Source organism: Flavobacterium sp. GNP010, from assembly GCF_056428945.1.
Genome location: NZ_JBWJVK010000086.1, coordinates 1 through 3414, shown reverse-complemented (window position 1 = coordinate 3414; position 3414 = coordinate 1). Strand labels below are relative to the sequence as shown.

Below are 3414 nucleotides of genomic sequence, written 5' to 3'. Positions count from 1 at the left end.
AGGTCAACGGTTCGACTCCGTTATTCTCCACGATTTTAGTCATAAAGTCTAAAGTCATAAAGTCACAAGTCCTCGGACGTTCGACTTTAGGACCTTTGACCTTCGACTAGAGAAAGTTCATTGACATATTGAGATAAGAAATAATAAAAAGTAGAAAGCATTTTTTGCTTGTTTATCATTAGACAAGTAAAAGAAACGGTCATTCTTAATTGAATGATTGGTACAATAAGCAAAATAAGGGCGTATGGGGGATGCCTTGGCTCTCAGAGGCGATGAAAGGCGTGATAAGCTGCGAAAAGTTACGGGGATTGGCACACACGATATGATCCGTAAATACCTGAATGGGGCAACCCACTATGTTGAAGACATAGTACACCGATAGGTGGGCAAACCCGCTGAACTGAAACATCTAAGTAGGCGGAGGAGAAGAAAACAAAAGTGATTCCGTAAGTAGTGGCGAGCGAACGCGGATTAGCCCAAACCAAAGTTGTTACGGCAATTTTGGGGTTGTAGGACCACGTTATTTGTTGCGGATAGAATTAGAATCTACTGGAAAGTAGAGCCAAAGAAGGTGATAGCCCTGTATAAGTAATAGAAGATAACAATAGTGGTATCCTGAGTAGGGCGGGACACGAGAAATCCTGTCTGAATTTGGCGGGACCATCCGCTAAGGCTAAATACTCCTGAGAGACCGATAGTGAACCAGTACCGTGAGGGAAAGGTGAAAAGAACCGTGAATAACGGAGTGAAATAGATCCTGAAACCATACGCTTACAAGCGGTCGGAGCCCTTTCGTGGGGTGACGGCGTGCCTTTTGCATAATGAGCCTACGAGTTAACGTTGCTGGCAAGGATAAGTGGTTAAGCCACGGATCCGTAGCGAAAGCGAGTCTGAATAGGGCGCTTTAGTCAGTAGTGTTAGACGCGAAACCGTGTGATCTACCCATGGGCAGGATGAAGCGCTGGTAACACAGTGTGGAGGTCCGAACCGGTTGACGTTGAAAAGTCTTCGGATGACCTGTGGGTAGGGGTGAAAGGCCAATCAAACTCGGAAATAGCTCGTACTCCCCGAAATGCATTTAGGTGCAGCGCACGGCCATAAAGTTATATAGAGGTAGAGCTACTGATTGGATGCGGGGGCTTCACCGCCTACCAATTCCTGACAAACTCCGAATGCTATATAATGTTTCCGTGCAGTGAGGGCTTGGGTGCTAAGGTCCAAGTCCGAGAGGGAAAGAACCCAGACCATCAGCTAAGGTCCCCAAATATATACTAAGTTGAAAGAACGAGGTTTGTCTGCCCAGACAGCTAGGATGTTGGCTTGGAAGCAGCCATTCATTTAAAGAGTGCGTAACAGCTCACTAGTCGAGCGGACGAGCATGGATAATAATCGGGCATAAGTATATTACCGAAGCTATGGATTTAGAGTTTACTCTAAGTGGTAGGGGAGCATTCTAACAGGGTAGAAGGTGTATCGTAAGGTATGCTGGACTGGTTAGAAAAGAAAATGTAGGCATAAGTAACGATAATGCGGGCGAGAAACCCGCACACCGAAAGACTAAGGTTTCCACAGCTATGCTAATCAGCTGTGGGTTAGTCGGGACCTAAGGCGAACCCGAAAGGGACAGTCGATGGACAACGGGTTAATATTCCCGTACTAGTTATTACTGTGATGGGGTGACGGAGTGATGAAAGCGCCGCGAACTGACGGAATAGTTCGTTGAAGTACCTACCTATAAGCTGCGCAGGCAAATCCACGCGGCTTGGGGAAATACGATAGTACTCGGAGTCTTCGGACAAAGAGATAGTGCGCCTAAGGGCTTCCAAGAAAAACCTCTAAACTTCAGGTAATAAGTACCCGTACCGCAAACCGACACAGGTAGTCGAGGAGAGAATCCTAAGGTGCTCGAGAGATTCATGGCTAAGGAATTAGGCAAAATAGACCCGTAACTTCGGGAGAAGGGTCGCCAGCAGCAATGCTGGCCGCAGTGAAGAGGTCCAGGCGACTGTTTATCAAAAACACAGGGCTCTGCAAAATCGTAAGATGAAGTATAGGGCCTGACACCTGCCCGGTGCTGGAAGGTTAAGAGGAGATGTTATCTTCGGAGAAGCATTGAATTGAAGCCCCAGTAAACGGCGGCCGTAACTATAACGGTCCTAAGGTAGCGAAATTCCTTGTCGGGTAAGTTCCGACCTGCACGAATGGTGTAACGATCTGGACACTGTCTCAGCCATGAGCTCGGTGAAATTGTAGTAGCGGTGAAGATGCCGCTTACCCGCAGTGGGACGAAAAGACCCTGTGCACCTTTACTATAGCTTAGTATTGACCTTGGATAAATGATGTGTAGGATAGGTTGGAGACTGTGAAGTGGCGTCGCTAGGCGTTGTGGAGTCATTGTTGAAATACAACCCTTTGTTTATCTGAGGCCTAACCCCCAATCGGGGGGACATTGCTTGGTGGGTAGTTTGACTGGGGTGGTCGCCTCCAAAAGAGTAACGGAGGCTTCTAAAGGTTCCCTCAGTACGCTTGGTAACCGTGCGTAGAGTGCAATGGCATAAGGGAGCTTGACTGAGAGACATACAGGTCGATCAGGTACGAAAGTAGAGCATAGTGATCCGGTGGTTCCGCATGGAAGGGCCATCGCTCAAAGGATAAAAGGTACGCCGGGGATAACAGGCTGATCTCCCCCAAGAGCTCATATCGACGGGGGGGTTTGGCACCTCGATGTCGGCTCGTCACATCCTGGGGCTGGAGAAGGTCCCAAGGGTTGGGCTGTTCGCCCATTAAAGTGGCACGCGAGCTGGGTTCAGAACGTCGTGAGACAGTTCGGTCTCTATCTACTGTGGGCGCAAGAAATTTGAGTGGATCTGATTCTAGTACGAGAGGACCGAATTGGACAAACCTCTAGTGTATCTGTTGTCACGCCAGTGGCATCGCAGAGTAGCTACGTTTGGAAGGGATAAGCGCTGAAAGCATATAAGCGCGAAACCCACCACAAGATGAGATTTCTTTTAAGGGTCGTGGGAGATGACCACGTTGATAGGCTATAGATGTAAAGGCAGTAATGTCATAGTCGAGTAGTACTAATAACCCGTAAGCTTATGTACGCTTTTCCTCCCGCTTCGGCGGGAGGAAGAAACTTTCTAATAATTTTTATATTCTTTATCTCAGTATGTTAAGATATTACTATAATTATGAATTGTAAATTATCAATTGTTAATTATAGATAATTGCCCAAAGCAATTATAACCTCTTAAGGTGGTTATTGCGGCGGGGCTCACCTCTTCCCATCCCGAACAGAGTAGTTAAGCCCGCCTGCGCAGATGGTACTGCAGTTATGTGGGAGAGTATGTCGTCGCCTTTCTTTGAAAAGCCTATCAGAAATGATAGGCTTTTTTGTATAATTTACTTTTT

Annotated in this window: 2 rRNA genes; both read left to right on the top strand. The window is 47.1% G+C overall.

Going from position 1 to position 3414, the window contains the following annotated elements:
• The first annotated feature begins 223 nt into the window (after positions 1–223).
• A 23S ribosomal RNA gene (locus AC061C_RS15445) occupies positions 224–3107 on the top strand.
• A 147-nt stretch (positions 3108–3254) separates the two neighbouring features.
• Positions 3255–3364, top strand: a 5S ribosomal RNA gene (rrf, locus tag AC061C_RS15440).
• The last annotated feature ends 50 nt before the right edge of the window (positions 3365–3414 follow it).